We start from the raw sequence: 21,897 nt of genomic DNA on the forward strand, positions 1-21,897 counted from the left end.
ATTCAACTTCATTATATACTTTGAAAATCATATTTTGCAGTTATTTCTAAAACATCTTATTCATCTAGTTTAGTCTCAAGACGATAATTACCAAGCCTTAGTAAAGCCACAATCAGCAATAGCATTGTACCAGAACTATAATTCTCTGTTTTATAAAAACAATGTGCAATATTATTTCTTAGATTCATACCTTCTGAGGTGAAAAGATATTTAAAAAATGCAATATCATTAGCTGGTATTAAGTCCGTAATTTTTTCATTATCCAAAAGTTTATCAAATGAAATACGTTCTTCTGTTCCGTCTGCCTTAAATTCAATTGTTTGTGCCCCGATTGCTCTAGAAAATTCTCGCAACAAGCCTTCAAATTTTAGGACTAAACTATCTATCGCAACAATATATCCCTGATTATGACTTGTTGCCGTTTTAATATCGGCCTCGATCTGATTAAAGAAAACTTGCAAAGATGGTGTCAGTAATTCAATCCAGTCAAATCCCTGTTTTTCATTATTGTTATCAACATATGTAAAATCTGTTCCGTACCAAGTATAATTTTTCAGGTAATCAATCAAAGATTGGAATGTAATCTTTTCCTCCTTAATACCTTCCAAAAATACACAACTAATCTGTCGAAAAGTAAAATTGCTAATATGGAGATAATAGGGGTTAATCATTCCCGACTTATTTTTATTCACATTTTTATTGATATCAAATGTCATGGTTGTCACCAAATCAGCCAATCCCGATTTTGGTGTATCTTCTTCCGAATTTGGTTTAGGTAAAAAATCCTCTACTATAAGATATTCATAAATATCCTTACTTGATTTTTCAGTTACAATCTGCTTAATAATATCGTAGGTTATTTTCCAATATTGACCAAGTTTATCTAGTATTTCCTCATCCTTAATTTCGAAAGTTACTTTCTTTAAATCAATCGTCTTCTTAGCTTTTTCAAGCATTACACTTGTCTGTTCAACTTTCTCTTTATGATTTGCTTTTCTATACTCTTCTAAAGCATTTAAATAGAAATGATGAGCCACAAAGCCTTGTCTATCTTCCTTTTTCAACTGCGAAATATGCCAATCACCAAGTTTTTCGTGAAAAATTGCTGGAGATTTTTTAAGTTTTTGACTGATAATTATCAATAATTTGAGAAAACTTTCTAACAATCTATCTTCTGCAATTTCCAACTGACTATTAGCATAATCGAAAAACTTTTCAAAAAGTACAGCATCACTTTTTTTTATATTTTCAACTATAAATTTCATGATGGCACATTTGCAGAACTCGCTTATTTTACTCCCTGATAAAAGTGTAATAAAGTAATCAATAGTTTCAGCACTTTTATAGTTTATACTCTGGCTTAAAAGGAAAAGATTTTCGAAATATGTTCTAAAAGAATTATTTAATAGATTATCATCTACAGCAAAATTGGAATTTTCAAGGAGAGTCATATAACTTTCAATCGCCTGTTTTGCATAATTATAGTGCTTTTGCGGGCTAAGCCAAAGAATATGATTATATCTAGATTTGTATTTCGGGTTAATAGTTTCCGCAGCTCTTTTCTTAAGATATTGGAAATTATCATCAAACAAATCCAATGTAGGGTACTTATAATCTCCACTTTGATGTTTAGGAATATGTTCACCTTTTTTAATTGAAAAGTCGCAAAAAAATTGCTCATAAAAACATAGTTTTTTAAACTCTGTTTCAGAAGAGCTGTCACCAAGAATTTTTAGATATTTAGGTGTATTAAAATCGAGAATGGAAAAATTTTCATCTTCTTCCAGATAAGTATAATAAGATTCCAGATCAGTAAATTGCATTGCAATGTTTTTTTTTAGGTTATTAATTAAATTCATTTAAAAATTTGAAATGGATCAAATTTTCAGATAATGAACCGGAATCTGCGTAATTTTTGTTAGATCATCTTCTACAACTAAAAAGCAATATTTATCTATCAGTGCAGAATCTATCTCAGTCAATTCGTAAAATCTCTTGACAAAAGCTTTTTCCTCATCTTCGACAAATTCAGTCATTAAAAAATCTGACAATTGTCGAAAATGGTCTAATGATTCTCGAAGTAAATTAAAAGCCGGAAAATCATCACCGATTGCTAATAAGTCAGGTCTAACTTTAGCTCCCCAAAAAGCTGTATCTTCCATTAAATCCTCATAGATAAATTTAGGAATGAAAGTGATTTGTTTGTGAGTATATTCAATTTCTATTGCGCAAAGTGAAAATCCCAAGTGAACCGTAAAGTTTCGAAGTTTGTAAAGAAAGCGATATGAGAAGTGGTCAGCGAACAAATCATTGGTCATCTTAGTAAATCTCTGCGATTCATCGGAATTAGATCCAAACTTTTTTGATAGAAATTTAAAGCTGTGATCAAGGAAAGCGTTTTGCGAAGCCAAGTAATTCAAAATATGCCTATTAATTTCGAGGGAGGCAAGTTCTAAATTTTCCCAGAGAAGATCCTCTTTCGATAAATTTTCAAATTCGATATCTGCCGCTTTAAATAATGTATAAAAATTCCTTTCTATTACTTGAAAAGCCCATTTCATCTTAGCATTTAAGACAAATCGTTTAAGGATTTCATCGATTTCTTGATATTCTGCTTCACTAAATTCTTTAATAGAACTAATATCATCTTTATAGCTGAGATGAAGTGTTTTCATTATTAATTAGTTTGTTATATCAAATATACAAAAGCTTGTAATCCTTTGATTATGGTTTCCCGTAAATAACAAAAATAAAAACTGCCTTAAATTCATCATTCAGTATTTTCACTGATTTTTATGATGATTACAAATTCAACGTATTTTATAAATAAGCAAATCCCAACTCTCGTCAGGATTCATTACTTAAATTGAAATTCACACTATTTTCCAAGATAAAGTTTCACATCTTGTACAGAAGTTCCAACTGCCCTTACAGCTTCTTTCAGCCGTTCTTTGGTAACACCAAGTTCTTCTGACCAATAGTCAAGTTCCCAACTTTCGTTCACGTTGATTTTTGTCGCGTCTTGAGGTCTTCTTTTACTTAAATCATCACTCATAATAAATAATTTTTTGGTTAATGGAGTAAAATTAGTCAGCTTTTATTTTATATCACTACGGTTTTCCGTAAAACAAACATATCAACGAAAGTTGGGTCTGAATTTATTATCTCTTCAGAATTTGTAAATACTGCTATGAAAATGATTTATTCTTCATTGTCTTCTTCTTCCGATTTTGTTCTGATCCATTCGTCACCAATAAAGTTTCTATCCATTGAATAGCCATAGTCTAAGTCAAAAACTTCATTGAGTGTAAGGTCGCTGATAATCATTTCTTCTAAAGCGACGAGCCTGATATCTTCGGGCATCTGGTCACCTGTTAGAAATTGCCAATCTCCGTCTGTATCGTGAACAACTCTCAGTATTGGTTGGTCGAGTTCTAACCATTGCCTTGTGGTAAATATTCCCAGGTTTTTTTCTTCTCTGAATTTGAAATCCGTATTTCGATCAAGTAGTGGTTGATCGTATAAAAACTTTTCTTCAAAATTTTCCTCCCAAGGAAATTTGTTGTTTCGGTCTGTCCAGACAAGTTGAACAGCTGGGAATTCTGTTTTGTCGTAGTAATTCAAAGCTGCTCCAAAATAATCGGCTATGTTTCTCTTATCTACTGGTATGAACTCGGCTCTACTATCTTTAAAAATGTTATTATAGTTAGAATAAGTTTTAATGTTTTCGCCATTCTTTATTAGTTCAGCAACATCATTAAGTATTGCTTGTCCAAGCTTTTCCGGCAAACCAAAGCAAATTACTTCAGGTTGTTTATAAGTCTCGAAAAGTCCTATGCTGTAGGCAAAAGATGGCGAATAGTCAGAGCCATTTAAAGTTATTACTTGAAGCCCATACTTGTCAATATTAATCTTAGTCTTGATGAGAAGTTCATCCTTACTGATGCAATTATGCTGCTTTTTTTTATTCATACAAAGCTTTATTATCAGATTGCCACCAAGGTTTTAGGCAGTGTAAATAACGGTTTAATACTAAATTTCAGTTAGCGTCCTTTTCAATTGAAGTTTCCCAGCCGTCATAATCAGCATTTAATTCGTTAGCGAGTTTCCATAAATAAATTACATAATCATCCACGCTATTTTGGTCAACATAGTCCACTCTTCTAATATGTAACACAAAAGGTGTTTCGTCCAACTCTTGATTATAACCTTTTTCAACGATGCTAAATCCATTGTTTGAAATTTGTTCAATATAAGCTTCTCTATCAGTCTCTGTTTTGAAATATATCCAATGATCAACTTCTCTTGCTTTGGTTAAGTCATCACCATTTTTTTCTAATTGATCAATTACACGCCTGTTCTGAATAGTTTGCATCTGTGTTGGTGTGGGATAAAGAAAGTCCAGATAACCGCTCCATTCTTTGTCTTCCTTTGATCCATATTCAAATTCGTATTTAGGATAGGAAACCATTACCTCTGAAATTGTCCTGTCATAAAGCATTGTGTCACCAGAATAGAAATACAAATCTCTATGACCTGCTGATGTTAGCCGCCCAATGTAAATTGAGTTGTGTTTGGAAGAAACTTTTGAAACTAATGCATCTTCAATATCACATAACAACGTACTTTCTTCTTTTGAGGATAGCCCGTCTTCTCTTGGGTTATTCATCTGGATAGAAACCCAAACAATATTTGGTTTGTCTTTCATTGGAGCCATAGTAATGAGTCCAAGGTCAACAAAGATTGAGGCTAAGTTACCATCAACATTGGTGAAATAAAAATCCCAATCTTCTTTATTATTTGTTTCTGAAGCAGAAAGCATTGTTGGTTGTTTATTATTTGGCTTTCCAAATATTTTATTGAAAAAACTCATTATAATTACTAATTTATTTAGATATCAAATTTTTTTTATAATTTCTGCTAATAAAGAAAACAATCGATTGTATTCGATAAATAGAAATCCTAATTCATTTCTGGATTTAATCGGAAATTCTATGTCACTCTATTACAAATTTCAACAAATTCTGTTGAGATCTTTGTCTTTCAAATACTCAACAATTAAAAATGTTTCATATAATAAATGTGGACTTTCACATTTTACAGAAGTTAAGTTTATGATAAAGTTAAAAAATATAGTTTTACATCGACTATCGTTGTAGCTATAATTCCATCTTTTATTAAACGTACTAGAATTATTCTACAAATAACTAAAAAAATATATGTAGAAATATCTTAAATTTAGATCAATACTTATGCAATATGATATATAGATTTAGAACCGCAGATAGTTTACTGGATCGTTTTAACGAGTTAGAAAGACAGGAAATTTATTTTGCATCTCCAACTGAGCTTAATGATCCGATGGAAGGGTTTCAAGATATTTTTTGGAAAGGCGACGAGATTGTCTGGAAGAACTTCTTTATAAACTATATTAAAAGTTTGGAAAGATTCTACTCTCTTATGCTGGTAACTGCGGAAACAATTAAGCTAAGTGAAAAAGATATAAGATTAACACATCAATCGGCATTGCATCCGCCAGAGCATCAAAAAGTTATTGAGCAGATAATCATCCATATATTCAGCTATTCGTATATAAACTCCATTCCAAAATCATTAGCAAACCGAACCAGTCCGGTGAGGAGAGAGGAATTACTGTCATATCTGAATTTTTTTCATCAAAATGCTATAAACGCAATTAGCAAAATTTATTTCGACAATGGTTATACTGATCATAAACATTTTTTTAATGAATCTCCAGAATTAACTGAAGTGCAGCAGCAGATGGGGAATATGGTTGAACTTACCAATACATTAGAGCAGGAAAATGGCACTACGGTAGTAGAAGCACTGTTTTCAATGACTGCCAAATTAATGTCGCAGACGAAATTAAACGCCAGACTATCTATGACGGAAAAAGATATGAATACAAATGGCTTTTTTCTTATTTCTGAATTTCCAGAAAAGTATCTTATATTACTAGAGGAATCCATCTATCCTGAGTGGTATTCAGCTTCATTTTTGACAGACAATACCAATTCTGCTATTTGGGGACATTACGGTGACAATCATAGGGGAATCTGCCTGATTTTTGAGGCAAATGTCGATAAGGATGATAATATGTTTCTAAATCTGGATGTGGAGTATGGAGTGAATTCCGAAGGATCCGTAAGAGGAATGAGACCAAATCAATTTTATAAAATTAATTACACACAAAAACATACCGAGATTGACTTCTTTAGATCAATCGGCCGGTTAAGTAAGATTGATCTAAATAGAATGTGGTACCGAGATGAATCTGGTAACCTAAGTATATGTGGTGATCATATCAATAACAGTAAAGATCAAAGCTGGATCGACAAATATTGGGATAACTTTTATCTTAGCGTAACATCAAAACTAGATGAATGGTCATATGAAAAAGAATATAGATTAGTTTTAACTAACACCTTTAACGATTACTCTGATAAAAAAGAACGTAAGTTAAAGTATGATTTTAAAGATTTGAAAGGCTTGGTTTTCGGTATTAAAACTGATATGACAGACAAGTTGAAAATAATTAAAATCATCACTAGAAAATGTAAAGAAAACAATAGGCAAGATTTTAATTTTTTTCAGGCTTATTACTCGAAGGAGACCGGCAGGATTGATAAGTTTAAGTTGGATGTATCTTTGTCTGATTAATTGGATTTTCGATTAATTTTTTGCTTAAACATATTTCAGAATAAACAAACATTTTCTTGTATAGTTAAGGTTTTTCGTAAAAGAAAAAAATCAAATGTTGTCAAGATTTACATTTATATTTCTTGAAAACAAAGTTGTTACATATTTTCATTTATTAATCTAATTTCCTCTTCTAAGTCCAATTTGCTATCAAAGTTTATTTTTAAATTCATACCGATATTATAATAAATTACATTCGAATGTGTTATAACTTCAGGGAATTCATTCATTATATTCAAACATATTTTTTGCATAATCATCAAACAAACTTTTTTTTCATTTAAAGAATCTGGAATTAAATATTCATAAACTTCATTATTCGGATTATTAAAAAATGATTTCTTATTTGCTCTAAAATTATGTGCGAGAATGTCATTTCTGAATTTTTCTAAATCTTTCCATTTACTAATTCGTTTAATTCCGTATTGATTGATATTTCGCACTCTTCTTATCGATTCAGCGTACTTTTTATCAAAATTACTTTCATTGAAGTTTTTATATTCATCTAAAAATGACTTAAATTGTATTAAACAATGATTTGATAAAATTGCTCTTGAAGCCATTGAAAATCCAGGTTGATTATAAAAATTTTCATCAAATTCTATTTTACTTAATTCCGAATGGTTTTTTATACATTCCTCAATACAGAGAATTGTTAATTTTATTTGCGTGAATAGAAAAGATAAGGATTTATAAATTTCAATTAAACGATCCATTTCTTAATGAAATTGCTAATACGGTTTCTGACTATGCTAAATGTGTAATAGAAAATCCCAACTCTCATTAAGATTAATCTGGAATATTTATACCTTTTGCACTTTCAAATTCTTTGAAGAATTTTTCTAATGAATAACGCTCGTGTCGGAGTATATTGTAAATTGTTGACATTGGAATATTATACCCTTCTTCTAATTTCAACTTTGAGATTGTTGATGAAGTGATTCCACACATTTTTGCATATTTATTTTGTGTTATTATCTTACCGTCTTGGTCACGATATTCACGTAGAAATTTACTTTCAATAAAATTACACAAGTGCTTATTAACAAGTGTATTTTTTGTATTCAAAACTTCTTTATTTTGCATTTCATAATAATCTTTATCAAAAGAAAAGATTAAAAAGAAAAATACTGTTCGCTATAGCGAACGATTTAAAAGTTTTTATTATATTTGTAAAATAAATTACTGAAACGTAATTTTGCGATACTTCAAAGAAATATTAGAAGCTATTGCTTAGAATCTCAATTCGAAAACTGGTAATTTTATGACACGAGACGATAAGCAGAAAGCTCACGACCTAGGCGTGGGCTCTCTTATCTGTGTCAAAGGTATACCAGTGCCCCGAATTGGATAGTGTAGAGTTCCACGCCGTTTTATTTCTTATGCAGTCCGCTATCTCTACAATTCTCTAAGCTGCTTTTACAAAATACAGTATCAGATTAGAACAGATACAATGGCAGCGCAACCATTGCGGCTTTACAGCTTTCACGGGACACAACTTTCATTCATATTAATTTTTGGCTTGTATTGGCAGGGAGCTTTGTAAGAAAGATTTCCAAGCTTCCTCCTATGCGGTCACTAAACCTAAACAAAACGATTGAAAAATAAGAGAATAGACTTTGAAGCCCGGTTTTGGTCTGGCAGCAGAAAGCATTCCGGGATAAAACTTCTTGAATCCTACTTCCATTTCAACGACTTGGTTACCGCCAAACAGATGCTCAACAACATTATGATCTATGCCGGGAAAAAGAAAACGCCGATCAATGAGGATTCGTCGGAGATTTTCCATTTTCATCAGGCCTTACGATCCTTCGTGCGGGCGTGCTATGCTATCAGGCTGAAGGAAGAGAAATGGTCGATTACCATACCTCCTGAGAATCGTTCATCATTAATTCAGGCTTCCCTTTCGAATGAGGAATATCAAAATCCAACCCGAGTATTTCAAAACGCTTTTGCAGAATACAGCATCAGGGATTTCGACTACTATATTGCAGTTGCAGTCTATTTCTCAATGGGTGTATTCAAAAATGCCGAGGAAAGCAGCCTTATCAGCCCTTACATCAATCTTACTAAAATGCTGGATGCGGCATACCTTATCCTCGAAAGAAGGACTCAAAAGAATCAATAACCATTAAAAGTAAAAATCAAAGAATGGAAAACAGCACCTAGAAATTATACCAATATGATAAAAAAGCCCTTTCCGCAAGAGTTTGGCGACCAAACGGAAAGAGCATAATCAGTTTTAATAATTATTAAAAACCTATTCAAAAGTATGAAAAATATGTTTTGCAGGGGAATCCTGTCCATTGTTTTTACCCTGGTGGCAGCTACCACAGCCTTTGCGCAGAACAAGTCTGTTAAAGTCGGAGAACATCTTCCCGAAAGTTTTTGGACAACCTCTCTTCCTGTAGTCAACCACTCACAGAAAACATTAAATCTTTCAGAAGATAAAAGCAAATTAATTCTCATAGACTTCTGGAACACCTGGTGCAGTGCCTGCCTGATGAATATTCCTAAGATAACTACATTGCAACAGAAGTTCGGGGACAGAATCAGGATACTTCCGGTAAGCAATCAGGACAAGCCGGCACTGGAAAAATTCTTTGTGTCTCAAAATGGAAAGAAGTATAACACTCTGACTTCCGTTTATAACGATTCCTATTTCCATCAGCTTTTTCCGCACGCCGGCGTCCCCTTTATCATCTGGATCAAAGATGGAAGGCTACTGAGTACAACCGATGCAACGCAGCTTACCGAAGAGACCATTAATGAGATCCTGGATGGAAAGCAATCTTCATTGCAGACCATTATTCAAATGGACAGAAAACGTCCCTTGATGCTTTCCGAGGATTATGACCGTCAGAAAAATATCCAGCTTCTCAATTATTCATTCTTTTCCAAAGGCCCCATTCCCGACATTGGCTCCGGCGGAACATTCCGGACCACAGCATCCGGAGCGATCAATGGCAGACAATTTACCAACCTTCCTCTTTGGGATATGTATTATGCTATCGGCTTTGAATTGTTCAGAAAGCAGTCTCAAGGATCCTTTACGGGCAAAAGAATGCTTATTGAAGTTAAAGAACCCAGAAAACTGATGCTTCAACAAAAAGCAGACGGTTTCAATGATACCTCCAATTTGTACAATTACGAGTTCATCATTCCCGAAAGCAAGGCTGATGCGCTTTACCAATATATGCTGGAAGACATCAACCGCTATTCGGATTATACGGTAACACTGGAAAAGAGACCTGTCCAATGCCTTGTGCTGATAAGAACAAGTCAAAAAGATAAGCTGGCGAGCAAAGGCGGGGAAAAACGCTCCACCTTTCCACGGACGCCATCCATCCTCAGAAACGCACCGCTCAGAAATATGATCAATATGCTGAACGGCGAAATTCCCATTAAAGAAATCTTTGTCGATGAGACCGGCTATACCGGAAATGTAGATCTGGAAGTCTCCGGCATCAAAGATATCCCGACACTTAGGAAAGAACTTCAGAAATATGATCTGGATCTGATCCCGGCAGAGCGAAACCTATTGATGATGGTCATTAAAGATAATTAATGCTAGAGATCTGTTCAGCTGTCAAGTAATCTCTGAATAAATATATCCCTGATGCTGACATTGGCATTTTACAGAATTCACTTGAATTAACATTAACTCAAAACTATATCAAACTATGAAGAAATTATTAATGTTTCCCGCTATCTGCTTTGCCTTACCTGTAATGGCGCAGCAGATAATTACGGGAATCGTAATGGATGAAACAACCCGATTACCAATAAAAGGCGTAACGGTAGCCATACAAAACACCAAAACCGCTACCACACCAGACCAAAACGGGAAATTCAGCCTCAGTACAGACGAGAAAAGGATCAGCCTGATTATTCTCGGAAAAGGTTACGAAGAAAAGATACTTTCTTTGGAACTACCGATTAAAGAACCTCTAAGGATTTACCTGTCAGAGAAAGTGGCACAGATCGATGAGGTGGTACTGACCACGGGATATCAGAAAATACCGAAAGAACGTTCCACAGGTTCGTTCTCCTCCGTCGGTAAGACCGCTCTGAATACCCAAGTCTCAACGAATATCCTTGACCGTTTGGCTGCCACTGCCAACGGTATTGTCATCAGCCGTGGGACTTCACAGGGAACGCCGCAGATTATGGTAAGAGGACTCAGCACGATTCAGGGACCTAAAGCTCCCCTGATCGTGGTGGACAATTTTCCGTACGAAGGCGACATCAGCAATATCAACCCCAATATTGTTGATAACATCACCATTCTCAAAGATGCCGCAGCAGCGAGCATCTGGGGAGCCAGAGCCGCCAACGGGGTCATCGTCATTACCACTAAGGGAGCAAAATACAATCAGCCGATCACGGTGGATTTTAATACCTTTCTCACGACAAGTCCAAAACCTGATCTGAACTACCTCAAAGTGATTTCCAGCGCAGATTTTATCGATGTGGAACAGGAGCTTTTTAAGAAGAACTTTTATAACACCGATATCAATTCATCAAGCCATCCTGTTTTGTCTCCTGTTGTCGATCTTCTCAACAAGGAAAAGAAAGGTCTCCTTTCTCACGAAACCGTTCAGAAGGAAATTGAACGGCTAAAAGGCATTGATTCCCGTGACCAGTTCAAAAGATATATGTACCAGCCTTTGGAAAACAGGCAGTATTCACTGAGTATGGCTGGCGGTGCACCGCAGTTTTCGTGGACCTCTTCACTAGGTTATGATGACAACACCGGAAACCTCGGTGAGAATTACCAGCGGATGAACCTGCGTTTCCAGAACAATTGGCAACCTCTGAAGAATCTGACCCTGAACACCGGAATCTTCTTTACCCATTCAGCGACCAAAAACGGAAGAAGTGCCTACGGAAGCATCATTATGAAAACCAATGCGGTTCCCTATATGGAAATGGCGGATGCAAACGGTAATGCACTTACTGTCTCAAAATCTTTTGAACAGGGCTACAAATCGGGATTGGGCAATGGAAAATTACTGGACTGGAACTACTATCCGCTGACTGACTGGCAGCATTTCTCAGGAACAGGCAGAAGCTCGGAGATTATTCTCAATGCGGGATTGAACTACAAGATCCTGAAGGGACTGGATGCTGATCTGAAATACCAGTACCAGAGAACTACCGGTCTATCCAATAGCCTTTATGATGAAGAAAGCTATTACGTAAGAGATTATGTCAACCGGTTCACAGTCATCAATTCCAACGGCAGTCTGACCTATAACGTTCCGAAAGGCAGCATATTAGATAAAACGACCTCACAACTGCTCATCAACAATTTCCGTGGTCAGCTCAACTTCAACAGAGGATTTGGAAAACATCAGGTCTCAGCCATTGCCGGCGGAGAAGTGCGGGATGCCAATTCCCAGTCTGCCAATATCAGATATTATGGCTATGATCCGAATAATCTTTCATTCGGTACGGTGGACTTTAAAAATAAATACCCGCTGATCACTGGCGGTACTTCTTTCATTGATAACCTGAATGCCCTGCGGGAAACCAACAACCGCTTTGTATCCATATATGCCAATGCTGCCTACACCTTCGATAACCGCTATACCATTTCCGGAAGTGCCAGAAGAGATGCCAGCAACCTGTTCGGGCTGAAAACCAATGACCAGTGGAATCCGTTCTGGTCGGCAGGACTGTCCTGGAATGTCTCTAATGAAAAATTCTATTCTCTAAAGTGGTTACCTGAACTCAAGCTAAGAGGTTCTTACGGCTATAATGGTAATATCAACCCTGCGATGGTCGCCGTAACTACAATGGCGATACTTGGTGTCTCTACCTACACTCAGGAACAGATGGTAAGATTTGACAACTATTATAATCCTCAGCTTCGCTGGGAAACGGTCAGGATGGTCAATGCAGGACTGGATTTTGCGACCCGCAACAATAGGATCTCCGGCTCTGTGGAATATTTCCGTAAAAAAGGAGAAAATCTCTTCGGACAGGTTCCGCTGGATTATACCATAGGATTGACAAGTCTTATATGGAATGTTGCAGGTATTGAAGGGAACGGTGTTGATGTGGAACTCCGAACCATCAATATCAATAAAGGAGTCCGTTGGCTAACCACAGCTAATTTCAGCACTTATAAGGATAAAGTGACAAAATACTATCCAAGCAGTACCATTGCCCGGAACTTTGTGTTGTCCAGTGTTCCCATTTCAGGAATTGAAGGCTTGCCGGTCTATTCCATATTCGCTTACCGGTGGGCAGGGCTTGATCCACAGAATGGAGATCCCAGAGGTTATTTAAACGGCGAGGTCAGTAAGGATTACGCCAAGATGATGGGCGCTGATGTAAAGGATCTGCAATATTTTGGTTCTGCGATTCCTACGGTGTACGGTTCATTTACCAATACCTTTTCTTATAAGCAATTCACTTTGGATATAGGGATCACCTACAAGCTGGGATATTATTTCAGAAGGCCTTCGATTAATTACACGAGCCTTTTTAAAGATTGGGTTGGACACAGCGATTATGCTCTACGGTGGCAGAAGCCCGGAGATGAGGCGTTTACCGATGTGCCTTCCAACCAGTACCAGACCAACTCCAACCGGGATGCCTTTTATGCAGGTTCGGCGGCTCTTATCGAAAAGGGTGATCATATCCGTCTGCAGTACATCAACCTGGGCTATGAGATCGGCAAAAAGCAGTGGCAGCAAATGCCGCTTAAAGCCTTACAGCTCTACGCCAATATCAGCAACCTGGGAATCCTCTGGCAGGAAAGCAAAAGCGGGATCGATCCTGATTTTAATTTGGGCAGTTACGTGGTAAAGCCTCCTGTAATGTACACTTTAGGATTAAAAGCTAAATTTTAAAATTATTGAATGAAAAAAATCAGAGATATGAAAACGATCAAGACAATGAACATTATAAAAACACTCTTTAAATCATCAGTGCTGATACCGGTAATACTATCCGTTTTGAGCTGCAGTGATTTTTTGGACGAAAAATCAGACCAAAAACTAGCCACACCTGATAAGCTGGAGGACAACCAGATGCTACTCAACAATTATGGGTTTCTGAATGTGGATTTTGCATCCAGTGGTGAGACCAGTTCGGATGACTACTACCTGACGGATGCAGATTATAATGCATTAAGCTTCGAGGCTTCCAAACGGCTTTATACATGGATGCCCGACAATGTAGCTACTCCGGTTTCCTCCGGAAATGACTGGTCAGCCTGTTACCGAAGCATTTATGTGTGTAATGCCGTACTCTTCAATATGAAGGATAAGAACTATACCGGCGAGCAGGCTGATAATATCAGAGGACAGGCGTTGGCTTTGCGTGCCTTCCGCTACCTGGATGCCGCGCAGATCTGGTGTAAGGCTTATAATCCTCAAACAGCAGGTACAGATCTAGGTCTTCCACTAAGGCTGGATCCGGATATGAATATTACGTCAGTGCGGTCAACGGTACAGCAAACCTATGAACAGATCATCAGTGACTTTCAAACGGCCATTCCACTATTGTTATCAAAACAGATCTCCGGAATGCGGATCTCAAGAGCAGCAGCTTATGGTCTGTTAGCCCGTACCTATCTGTTTATAGGAGATTATCAGAAAGCGCTCAGCAATACGGAAGCGGCACTAAACATCAATAGCGAGCTGATGGATTTTAATTCCCTGAACCCTAATGCGGATTATCCTGTTGCAGAACTTAACAAAGAGGTTCTGCTCTGGGGAGCGATGAAGTATGAATATCATCTGATTCCGGCCAAAATTCCTGACCACATTTACCAGATGTACGATAATAATGACCTGCGGAAAACCGTATTCTTCGGTAAAAATGCGGCGAACGAGGTGCTCTTTAAAGCTTATTACAATAATGCCAACGGTCCGCTCGTAAGTGTGGCCACTGATGAGCTGTATCTGATGGCGGCTGAATGTAAGGTGAGATTAAATAAGATCCAGGAAGGTCTTGCTTATCTTAATAACTTGCTTGTCAAGAGGTGGAAAGCAGGAACCTATGTTCCGATAATTGCCGGTTCACAATCACAGGCTTTGGATATTGTTCTGAAAGAACGGCGGAAAGAACTTTTGATCCGTGGACTTCGGTGGCCAGACCTCAAACGGTATAACCGCGATGGGGCTAATATTACGCTGACAAGAACGGTAAAAGGACAAACTTATACGTTACCACCGAACGACCCTCGCTATGCGATAGCCATTCCTGAAGACATTATTACGCTGAGCGGAATGCCACAGAATCCAAGATAAACAAACAGGGCTGGAAATTCCAGCCCTGCATTATTAAGAAATGATCAGTTATGGTCTTCTTTCACTTGGGTGAATCGCTAGAACCTGGGCATTGGTCAGCCCGTCGATCACATCACTCAGGCTGCTTCCTTCCGGAACAGTCATCGAACAAGGTCTGTTTCCAGAAGTAATACAGGATGGGCTTGTTCCTTCCTGCCAGTTGGCGACTTCAGCGAATGCACCTTCTGATACATCACTGCTGTTGTAAAAGTACTGTTTGTCAGCAGACTTTTTCTCCATCACTTTGAAGGACATCACCGCCCCTGAGAATATCACGGCAGCAATGGCTACCGCATTGGCTTTCAAAATTTGATTAAGTTTCATAATTCCGGTCTTTTTATACATCAAAAAAGATTACCATAAAAACTTTAGAAATCTGCGTGAGAAGTACGATTGAGTAGGTTAAGTCATTTAATTATACCGATAGATTTACAAATCTTATCGTACCAAAATATCCTATTCTACAAATTCTCAAACAAATTGTTGTTAATAAAATCATTTTAGAATTTCGGGTTGTTAAACAGCTTTCGGCTGCCTAATTTTAAGGTTGAACATTAATTACAAATTCAGTCACGATCGATCATCCGTAAATAATTACGGTAACATACTTATTCAGCAGGCCTGCTGTATTTTAGATTTAAACCTAAAGCAATAACAATAAGAATAACACAGCCAATATTGAAATACAGATGCTGGCTCCAGCTCATTTTCTCCAAAATTCCGCCGCAGGAGCAAGGGAGATTTTTACTTGTCCTTAGTAGTTTAGCAATATATCCAGTAAAGATGAGCATCAAAATAAAGCTTCCTATCAGTCCTATAGTTCTGGTTTTCGGGTAGCATAACAATCCTGCTATAATAACTTCGACAATGATTATCGTGTAAGGCAGGAATTGCGAAAATCCATTCAACAATGGTGATGCTGAGATCTGCACCTGGAAATTCTCAAAATCCAATATCTTACTGATAGCTGCATAGCAGAAGAGAATAACAAAGAAATTGCTTACCGCAAATGGTATTATTTTTTTTAAATATTTCACGACATTAGTTTTTTTGTTGACAGTATTTCTTTGTAAAGCATATATCTATTTTTCTTGCCATTACTGATCAAATGTAAAACAGAAATTCTACAAAAAAAATGATTTACGATGCCTGTTTCCTATGTCTGATGCCAGTATATAAACTGATCCTCTGTATCAAAATCCCAGAGCGGCATAGCTGTATACTGTAGTTTTTTTCATAAAAGTGATTATAAGTTGGATTTAGATATTGTGCTTAAAAAGACAAATGATGCCTATTCAGCACATCAAATGTTATTTTGTGTGAATAAGAACCGTAATGGATGTTATTTTGGTTATGTAGTTTACAAACAGTTGGATATTCCATAAAAAATAATGTAATTTTATAAAAGGTTTTAATAAAATGAAGATAACGTGCAGATGTTCAGGTTGTTTATATTGCTTTTGGTTTCCACTGCGGAATTATGGGTTGCGCAGAGTACAGACAATGTGGCCTATCATCAAATCAGAAAAAAGTACGATTACAAGAAGGTTAATGATACTACAGCACTTTCTTACGTTGACCTTTTAATTGCCCTCGCGAAAAAAGAAAAAAATTATTCCGAATTAACATATGCATACCAAGATGCCCTACATTTTGAGCCATCAGGATACCGTAAAAAGCTGTATGCAGACAGTGCAATAACTTCCGCTCAGCATAGTTGTAATAACGATCTTATTGCCTCTGCTTATCTTGGAAGGGGAATTGTGTCTTACTTTATTTTTAAAGACTATCAACCTGCATTGGATGATTATATAAAAGCGTTATCCTACGCCAGATATAGCACTAGTCCATACATAAAGTATAATATATTATATCACCTGGGTGTAATGAAGAGTTATCTGGGATATTATAATGAAGCGGTCAGTCAATTTGAGGCCTGTTCTGCATTCTTTAGACAGGAAATTTTGAAAAATAATTCCCCAGATATCCTGTACAATATGCGCAAAGGCTATTATAATACTTTACATCAACTTATCTATTGCTACCAGCAAATAGGAGATGATGATAGTGCCGACCGCTTAATTGAAATAGGCAAGAGGGAAATACCCAAAGATTTAGATTTCGTCCAGTTAAGGAGTTGTTTTTTTAAATCAGAAGGCATTTCTAAATTCCGTAAAGGAAATTACGAGCAAAGTATTGCCGATCTCAATCGTGCACTTCCGGAACTGGTCAGGGTAAATGACTTTGCCGGGGTATCAGTGATCTACTTTTATCTGGGAAAGAATAAATTGGCTCAGCACCGAGAACAAGAATCCTTTAGTTTTTTTAGAAAAGTTGATTCTCTTTATCAGAAATACCATTTTTTCTTTCCTGAGCTTACGGAAAACTATAAGATTTTACTGGAGGATGCCCGTAAAAAATCAAATATAGATGAGAGCTTATCTTTTGCCAATACCCTCCACAAAATTGAAAAAATAAACATAGAAGACACACATCATCTTTTTATACAGTTTGAGGCCGAGCGGATAAATATTGAATATTCGAGTATTACACAGCGTTACAGGAATATTCTCTTTGGAGTTGTAACATTCTCTATGTTTTTACTTATATTCACTATAAACACTTATCTGGAAAAGAAGTCCGAGAAAACATATGATGTGGTCTTAGCGGGTGTAGGTGTTGATATTGAGAGATTAAAAACTGATGTCTCACCACCAAAATCCACATTGAGTGCAGAGATTCGCAACAGAATTCGGAAGAATCTACAGAAATTTGAAGACGAAAAAGAGTTTTTAAAACCGAACCTGAGTTTGAAAAAAATTGCAATAAGAGTAGGGACAAACCCTAATTATCTGTCTGCCTACATTAACACGGAAAAAGGAATGCATTTTAACCGCTATTTAAGTGAATTGCGCATCAAGTATATCGCCGAATTGCTCGCAGAAGATCCTATAGCAGTTCATCAGAAAACAGAAGTTCTTGCCAAAATATGCGGAATTGCCTCTCGCTCCAACTTTCTAAAACTGTTTTCGGAGATCTATGGTATGTCGCTGCAAGAGTATCAGCATCAGTGCAGAGAAAAGTTTGCTGCGAATGAAGATCTTAATTAAGTTGTGTTTGGATGATGTCTACAACACTCCTCAAATCGTAGGTTTTCTGATATCTGCATTTTAAAATTGCCTAAATCAATTTCATAGATTTTCTCTGATTCAAGAGATTGAAGGAGATTGAGGAAGATTGAATTGCTGAAATCGTGTAGATATTGATTCGATGCGTATATTTGGAATGTTCAAGAATAATTAAATAAGAGATAAATATGGGATTTTTTGACTTTTTCAAGACAAAACAAAAAAAGGAAAATGAATTAAAAGAAAGTGATGACGCAATTTCACAATCGAAAAAAATCATTGAAAATTCTATTCTTGATGACGGATACCATAAACCATCAAATTGGACGTCGAATTATATTTATGGATTCATTAATGGAAATCCAATGCAAAAAATTTCTAATCATAATGATTTAATAGAAATTATTAGAAACACTATTGGTGATGGAAAAGGCTATATCGCAATAGATTCAATATTCCACCCTTATAATTTAATAAATCATAAAGGTGCTACTGCGTGGGATTTAGCTTGGTTTTGGCTATACGCTCAAGACCAAGGGAAAATCATTTCAGAAATTGCAAAAAATGAGACTGCTACAATCGTTCAATCTGAAAATTTAAACCTATTTGAAAATTTCAGAATTTGGCCAAATGACAATTTAAATCCACATAAAAATAAGCAATATGATAAATTTGTTCCTTTTGTTCTACCTTATTTAACTTACTCGATAGATGATGATAAAGATGAGAAGCATTGGGTGAAAATGATAAATACTGAATTACAATTACAAGGACACGCTCATACTTATATAGAAAACTTCAACCGTGTTTTGTCAAATAATACTGAAGGGCACATTATGACTTTAGGTTTTGGTGAATTTAATAGAGAAAATTTAGACGAGCTGATCAATAAATTCACAGATTTTTATGACCAGAATATGAGTGGAAAATAAAACTCTTAGTTTTACGTGTTGAAATAGAGTCGGAAAAACAACTTTGGCGGAAGAGATTGCACCATAAACATTTGTGTGAAGACCATTTTTATTTCAGGTCATTTCTGGCATTATTTTATCAACACTAATGATAAAAATAGGAAATGGATTTGTTATTTGAAAATTGGGAAAAACTTGGACAGGTCGCATTGATGACCATCGCCTCTTTTGTCATTTTATTCCTTTTTATCAGGATCTCAGGAAAAAGGACACTGGCTAAGTTCAACGCTTTTGATTTTGTGGTCACGGTCGCTCTGGGTTCCACATTGGCCTATATGATGCTTGCAATGGTGCCTTTAGCAGAAGGTGTAATGGTCTTATTTCTGATAATAGCTTTACAATACCTGTTTGCAAAATTGGCCAGTACATCCGATAAGATGGAACACCTGATTAATTCCTCTCCTCGTTTATTGTTCTATAAAGGCAAATACCTCAAAGACAATATGAACACCGAGGCCATAACAGTTGATGAGATCAACGCTGTAGTGCGTCAGGAAGGAATTGAAAGGTTGGATGATGTTTTAGCAGTTGTCATCGAGCTCAATGGAGAGATCAGTGTCATCAAAAAATCGGATACTCCGGGTGGTAAAAGTTCTTTAGAAGATCTTGATATCCCTGATGGTCAGGGAGCGGGCGATCTGTAGAATTTTTGCAATTATATACTTGAACTTATTGAATTAACCGAAGCTTGTCTACATTATAACCTTTTCACTCTTTTCATTGGAAAGGTCTGTTTGCGTTTCTGTCCGTTTTTTATTCCTGAAATTTCGGCTATCAATAAATCGGAAGTGATTTTTGTGTAAGCGATGATTTGCGGAAAGTCGTGTTGTGGGTTTTCAAAGACCAATTGATTTTCTGAGATAGTTTTGGCGGCAAAACGAACAGGCAGTCCATCATTTTGATTTTTAACAATTGGAATGTAAAATAACTTTTTGTTTTCCTGCACGAGCCGGATATTTTCAAAAACGATCGTGTCTTTGCCTTTGATACTATAACTTTTCCCCGACAATTCATTATTGCCAGTTTTGGTCCAGGTTTCATAGATACTGCCTTTCTGGGTTTTATTTTCCCAGGTACCGATCAGCCATTCCGCTTTTTGAATGTCGTTTGTCTGCTTTATTGTCCAGGCATAAAGAAAAGCCAAACTAATTGTAATAAAAAATTTTGCTCTTGTTTTCATAATATTAGCTGATTGAATAATTGTTGTTTTATTCGATTTTCAAACACTGGATAACTTCCTTGCTGAAAGTTTAGATAACAAAGTTGCAATATTTTTTAAACCTAAAATTGTAAAAATGGGACAAGTTTAATCCGTACCATAAAAAAGCGAGGACATCTTAAGATGAGTACCATAAAATTCTTTAGGCGTAGATCCGGTAAATTCTTTAAACTCTTTGATAAAGTGCGCCTGATCATAGTACTCGTTTTCGTAAGCCAGGTTTGCAAGGCTGGTAAACTGATCATTCAGCAACATCTGAAGCGCAGCCTGCAATCGGATCGTCCGGGATAGTTGTTTAGGGCTTAGGCCAATGGCTGAAGAAAATTTGCGTAACAATTGTCTTCGATTGACTTTGGAGTGTCTGGACAATTCGTCAACCGAGAGTTGTCCGTTGGCTGTCATAATGCTTTCAACAGTTGATCTTACAATGCGGTCAACAGTTTCGAGGTCAGTCAACCGATCTAGTAAAAATATTTCAATGAGCTTTATTCTCTCCGAAGTAGAATTGGCATTTAAGATCTGTTGCTCAATTCCCAGTCCATCATTTCCAAACAGCTTTTCCAATGAAACAGCTGTATTTTCCATCTCTTTTATAGGAAATGTGGTAAAAGGCAAAAACCCTTCGGGATGAAAACGGATGGAAAAAATTCCTATCTCGCCGGTCGGCTCGATCTCAAGTGGTCGAGTCAATTGCCCGATGACAAAACATCTGGGCTGGATAATGCTGTTCCCATTATCCAGGTATTGTTTGTATAGATCGCCATAATGAAAGATCATCTCCATACATCCGTCAGGAACGATGGTTTGTTTTTCAGGCGTTTCTTCTTTCGGGTTTTCCAATGTCCAATAACATTTGATAAATGCTGTCAGGTCCCGATCCGGTTCAAATGTCTGGTAATTCATCGGCTTCTTTACAAAAGTTATTCATTTAAAAACTTCAAAGTAAATCAAATATAATCAATCTTAGTATAAGAGATTAATGAATCATCTATCATAAATCTGCGTGATGTAATACACGTAAATCTGAAATCTGCGCAAAATGTGCACAGGTCAGATTAAAATCGGCTCGAAAATTAAGCAACTCAACACTGATCCTGCTCAAAAATATTACCACAAAACGCTTACCTGGCTCAAAAAGTAAGCCGCTCATCCCAAAGCCGGCGCAGAATTTGAGCCGGATATTGTCGATGCGGCTCAAAAATTAAACCGCCATATTGCTAAACTGTATCCAAGAAACTATAGCAACTCATATCCCTGCGCAAAATTGAGCACCCTTTTTGAAAACCGGCTCAAAATTGTTACCACAACACGCTTACCTGGCTCAAAAAGTAAGACGGTCATCCCTAACCCGGCGCAGGATTTGAGCCAGATACTGTCGATACGGCCCAAAAATTGAGCTGCCTTGATTTCATTGTCTTTTCTGTTTTTTTCTTTTTCAAAAGCAATTATACAACTAATTAATAATCAGTTAGGTTCAGTCGCATTTTAGAGCTCTGAAAAATCAGCGATATAAATCAGCAAGATGTGTCTTTGTATATACAAACTTTTCAAGT

19 protein-coding genes are annotated in these 21,897 nt (G+C 36.4%); 8 read left to right on the forward strand and 11 right to left on the reverse strand.

Annotation, left to right across the window (positions count from 1 at the left end):
• Positions 1–56: 56 nt before the first annotated feature.
• The 5 genes from ACNFU2_RS01180 to ACNFU2_RS01200 all read right to left on the reverse strand — a co-directional run bounded on the left by ACNFU2_RS01180 (position 57) and on the right by ACNFU2_RS01200 (position 4,873).
• On the reverse strand, positions 57–1,859 hold the full coding sequence (locus ACNFU2_RS01180; RefSeq protein WP_418123328.1) for a DUF4209 domain-containing protein: 1,803 nt from the start codon (positions 1,857–1,859) through the stop codon (positions 57–59).
• A gap of 18 nt (positions 1,860–1,877) precedes the next feature.
• Entirely contained in the window at positions 1,878–2,675 is a 798-nt protein-coding gene (locus ACNFU2_RS01185) for a hypothetical protein (protein WP_418123330.1), read from the reverse strand.
• A 203-nt stretch (positions 2,676–2,878) separates the two neighbouring features.
• Entirely contained in the window at positions 2,879–3,055 is a 177-nt protein-coding gene (locus tag ACNFU2_RS01190) for a DUF3606 domain-containing protein (protein WP_418123332.1), read from the reverse strand.
• 146 nt (positions 3,056–3,201) lie between these two features.
• Entirely contained in the window at positions 3,202–3,972 is a 771-nt protein-coding gene (locus tag ACNFU2_RS01195) for a DUF4262 domain-containing protein (RefSeq protein WP_418123334.1), read from the reverse strand.
• A 67-nt stretch (positions 3,973–4,039) separates the two neighbouring features.
• The gene (locus tag ACNFU2_RS01200; protein WP_418123335.1) at positions 4,040–4,873 is read right to left on the reverse strand and encodes a DUF695 domain-containing protein; all 834 of its coding nucleotides are present in this window, start codon (positions 4,871–4,873) and stop codon (positions 4,040–4,042) included.
• A gap of 386 nt (positions 4,874–5,259) precedes the next feature.
• On the opposite strand from ACNFU2_RS01200, the gene ACNFU2_RS01205 reads away from it, so the two are divergent.
• Entirely contained in the window at positions 5,260–6,681 is a 1,422-nt protein-coding gene (locus tag ACNFU2_RS01205) for a DUF2971 domain-containing protein (RefSeq protein ID WP_418123337.1), read from the forward strand.
• 137 nt (positions 6,682–6,818) lie between these two features.
• On the opposite strand, the gene ACNFU2_RS01210 is transcribed toward ACNFU2_RS01205, so the two are convergent.
• Entirely contained in the window at positions 6,819–7,436 is a 618-nt protein-coding gene (locus tag ACNFU2_RS01210) for a hypothetical protein (protein WP_213278940.1), read from the reverse strand.
• Positions 7,437–7,509: 73 nt separating this feature from the next.
• Positions 7,510–7,806 (reverse strand): hypothetical protein, encoded by a 297-nt coding sequence (locus ACNFU2_RS01215; protein ID WP_418123339.1) that lies wholly within the window; start codon positions 7,804–7,806, stop codon positions 7,510–7,512.
• 511 nt (positions 7,807–8,317) lie between these two features.
• On the opposite strand from ACNFU2_RS01215, the gene ACNFU2_RS01220 reads away from it, so the two are divergent.
• The 4 genes from ACNFU2_RS01220 (at position 8,318) to ACNFU2_RS01235 (ending at position 14,987) form a co-directional block, all read left to right on the forward strand.
• Complete coding sequence (locus tag ACNFU2_RS01220) at positions 8,318–8,848, forward strand: hypothetical protein (RefSeq protein WP_418123341.1); 531 nt, start codon at positions 8,318–8,320, stop codon at positions 8,846–8,848.
• A gap of 144 nt (positions 8,849–8,992) precedes the next feature.
• The gene (locus tag ACNFU2_RS01225; RefSeq protein WP_418123343.1) at positions 8,993–10,288 is read left to right on the forward strand and encodes a TlpA family protein disulfide reductase; all 1,296 of its coding nucleotides are present in this window, start codon (positions 8,993–8,995) and stop codon (positions 10,286–10,288) included.
• A gap of 115 nt (positions 10,289–10,403) precedes the next feature.
• Positions 10,404–13,583 carry a SusC/RagA family TonB-linked outer membrane protein gene (locus ACNFU2_RS01230; protein ID WP_418123345.1) on the forward strand — a complete coding sequence of 1,060 codons (3,180 nt, stop codon included), beginning with the start codon at positions 10,404–10,406 and terminating at the stop codon, positions 13,581–13,583.
• A gap of 9 nt (positions 13,584–13,592) precedes the next feature.
• A complete protein-coding gene (locus ACNFU2_RS01235) occupies positions 13,593–14,987 on the forward strand; it encodes a RagB/SusD family nutrient uptake outer membrane protein (protein ID WP_418123347.1) in 1,395 nt (464 codons plus the stop codon).
• Positions 14,988–15,035: 48 nt separating this feature from the next.
• On the opposite strand, the gene ACNFU2_RS01240 is transcribed toward ACNFU2_RS01235, so the two are convergent.
• Together ACNFU2_RS01240 and ACNFU2_RS01245 are read right to left on the reverse strand one after the other, a co-directional pair.
• On the reverse strand, positions 15,036–15,350 hold the full coding sequence (locus tag ACNFU2_RS01240; protein WP_213278946.1) for a hypothetical protein: 315 nt from the start codon (positions 15,348–15,350) through the stop codon (positions 15,036–15,038).
• A gap of 284 nt (positions 15,351–15,634) precedes the next feature.
• A complete protein-coding gene (locus ACNFU2_RS01245; RefSeq protein ID WP_418123349.1) occupies positions 15,635–16,063 on the reverse strand; it encodes a MauE/DoxX family redox-associated membrane protein in 429 nt (142 codons plus the stop codon).
• Between the two features lie 399 nt (positions 16,064–16,462).
• Between ACNFU2_RS01245 and ACNFU2_RS01250 the strand changes: the two genes are divergently transcribed.
• The 3 genes from ACNFU2_RS01250 to ACNFU2_RS01260 all read left to right on the forward strand — a co-directional run bounded on the left by ACNFU2_RS01250 (position 16,463) and on the right by ACNFU2_RS01260 (position 19,769).
• Positions 16,463–18,136 (forward strand): helix-turn-helix domain-containing protein, encoded by a 1,674-nt coding sequence (locus tag ACNFU2_RS01250; RefSeq protein ID WP_418124929.1) that lies wholly within the window; start codon positions 16,463–16,465, stop codon positions 18,134–18,136.
• A 206-nt stretch (positions 18,137–18,342) separates the two neighbouring features.
• The gene (locus ACNFU2_RS01255; RefSeq protein WP_418123351.1) at positions 18,343–19,086 is read left to right on the forward strand and encodes a hypothetical protein; all 744 of its coding nucleotides are present in this window, start codon (positions 18,343–18,345) and stop codon (positions 19,084–19,086) included.
• A 143-nt stretch (positions 19,087–19,229) separates the two neighbouring features.
• Positions 19,230–19,769, forward strand: a complete 540-nt coding sequence (locus ACNFU2_RS01260; RefSeq protein WP_418123352.1) for a DUF421 domain-containing protein — start codon at positions 19,230–19,232, stop codon at positions 19,767–19,769.
• Between the two features lie 53 nt (positions 19,770–19,822).
• Here the strand turns inward: ACNFU2_RS01260 and ACNFU2_RS01265 are convergent, their stop codons facing one another.
• Both ACNFU2_RS01265 and ACNFU2_RS01270 read right to left on the reverse strand, forming a co-directional pair.
• Entirely contained in the window at positions 19,823–20,305 is a 483-nt protein-coding gene (locus ACNFU2_RS01265; protein WP_418123354.1) for a DUF6265 family protein, read from the reverse strand.
• A gap of 126 nt (positions 20,306–20,431) precedes the next feature.
• A complete protein-coding gene (locus tag ACNFU2_RS01270; RefSeq protein WP_418123355.1) occupies positions 20,432–21,247 on the reverse strand; it encodes a DUF6597 domain-containing transcriptional factor in 816 nt (271 codons plus the stop codon).
• Between the last annotated feature and the right edge of the window lie 650 nt (positions 21,248–21,897).

It is taken from the genome of Chryseobacterium sp. PTM-20240506, assembly GCF_048296755.1.
GTDB classification, from domain to species: domain Bacteria; phylum Bacteroidota; class Bacteroidia; order Flavobacteriales; family Weeksellaceae; genus Chryseobacterium; species Chryseobacterium proteolyticum.

What these genes read in the sequence shown, in the direction of transcription:
- ACNFU2_RS01180 (WP_418123328.1), bottom strand. Translation starts at nt 1,859, where the DNA reads ATGAATTTAATTAATAACCTAAAAAAAAACATTGCAATGCAATTTACT.
- ACNFU2_RS01185 (WP_418123330.1), bottom strand. Translation starts at nt 2,675, where the DNA reads ATGAAAACACTTCATCTCAGCTATAAAGATGATATTAGTTCTATTAAA.
- ACNFU2_RS01190 (WP_418123332.1), bottom strand. Translation starts at nt 3,055, where the DNA reads ATGAGTGATGATTTAAGTAAAAGAAGACCTCAAGACGCGACAAAAATC.
- ACNFU2_RS01195 (WP_418123334.1), bottom strand. Translation starts at nt 3,972, where the DNA reads ATGAATAAAAAAAAGCAGCATAATTGCATCAGTAAGGATGAACTTCTC.
- ACNFU2_RS01200 (WP_418123335.1), bottom strand. Translation starts at nt 4,873, where the DNA reads ATGAGTTTTTTCAATAAAATATTTGGAAAGCCAAATAATAAACAACCA.
- ACNFU2_RS01205 (WP_418123337.1), top strand. Translation starts at nt 5,260, where the DNA reads ATGATATATAGATTTAGAACCGCAGATAGTTTACTGGATCGTTTTAAC.
- ACNFU2_RS01210 (WP_213278940.1), bottom strand. Translation starts at nt 7,436, where the DNA reads ATGGATCGTTTAATTGAAATTTATAAATCCTTATCTTTTCTATTCACG.
- ACNFU2_RS01215 (WP_418123339.1), bottom strand. Translation starts at nt 7,806, where the DNA reads ATGCAAAATAAAGAAGTTTTGAATACAAAAAATACACTTGTTAATAAG.
- ACNFU2_RS01225 (WP_418123343.1), top strand. Translation starts at nt 8,993, where the DNA reads ATGAAAAATATGTTTTGCAGGGGAATCCTGTCCATTGTTTTTACCCTG.
- ACNFU2_RS01230 (WP_418123345.1), top strand. Translation starts at nt 10,404, where the DNA reads ATGAAGAAATTATTAATGTTTCCCGCTATCTGCTTTGCCTTACCTGTA.
- ACNFU2_RS01235 (WP_418123347.1), top strand. Translation starts at nt 13,593, where the DNA reads ATGAAAAAAATCAGAGATATGAAAACGATCAAGACAATGAACATTATA.
- ACNFU2_RS01240 (WP_213278946.1), bottom strand. Translation starts at nt 15,350, where the DNA reads ATGAAACTTAATCAAATTTTGAAAGCCAATGCGGTAGCCATTGCTGCC.
- ACNFU2_RS01250 (WP_418124929.1), top strand. Translation starts at nt 16,463, where the DNA reads ATGTTCAGGTTGTTTATATTGCTTTTGGTTTCCACTGCGGAATTATGG.
- ACNFU2_RS01255 (WP_418123351.1), top strand. Translation starts at nt 18,343, where the DNA reads ATGGGATTTTTTGACTTTTTCAAGACAAAACAAAAAAAGGAAAATGAA.
- ACNFU2_RS01260 (WP_418123352.1), top strand. Translation starts at nt 19,230, where the DNA reads ATGGATTTGTTATTTGAAAATTGGGAAAAACTTGGACAGGTCGCATTG.
- ACNFU2_RS01265 (WP_418123354.1), bottom strand. Translation starts at nt 20,305, where the DNA reads ATGAAAACAAGAGCAAAATTTTTTATTACAATTAGTTTGGCTTTTCTT.
- ACNFU2_RS01270 (WP_418123355.1), bottom strand. Translation starts at nt 21,247, where the DNA reads ATGAATTACCAGACATTTGAACCGGATCGGGACCTGACAGCATTTATC.